The sequence below is a fragment of the Campylobacter portucalensis genome (assembly GCF_009690845.1).
Classification (GTDB): Bacteria; Campylobacterota; Campylobacteria; order Campylobacterales; family Campylobacteraceae; genus Campylobacter_B; species Campylobacter_B portucalensis.
Genome location: NZ_VWSJ01000092.1, coordinates 1 through 471 on the forward strand (window position 1 = coordinate 1; position 471 = coordinate 471).

Here is a 471-nt window from a genome sequence, read left to right on the forward strand (position 1 = left end):
AAGAAATAAAAGAAATAAAAGAAATAAAAATATAAATTACTATAGTCTAGAATTATATCTAAGAGTTATAAAAAAACGATTTGGTATAAATAAATTTATACCAAAAAGTCCATTTTTACCAATTTATGCGGTTTCTCTTTCCGCTTCTATTTATATCTCTCATACCGCCTGTTTGGCTAGCATCTTTCGTATCTAGGAATTGATAGATTTTATTGGTAAATTTACCTGTTTTTTCATCAAAGTAACCACCTTCACCAGACCAATCTGAATTACCGCTAATATCGATATAAAATGCATTCGTAGATTCTGGCGGTGCTCCATATCTACCACTAACTTCTGGTAGTATAAACCAAGGTTTAACTTTTTTAAATAATACCCATCCGCTTTCTGGTTTTGTGCTATTTAGGGTTAGCTCTTCTTTACCATTTAGCATTTCATTTGTGCGATTTATACGTAAATTTGGCATCTTAT

General features: G+C 30.6%; 1 protein-coding gene. It reads right to left on the bottom strand.

What is annotated here, in order from left to right; genetic code table 11:
- Nucleotides 1-115 precede the first annotated feature (115 nt).
- On the bottom strand, nt 116-471 hold a 356-nt coding region (locus tag F1B92_RS08745), incomplete at its 5' end, for a hypothetical protein (protein ID WP_229771007.1).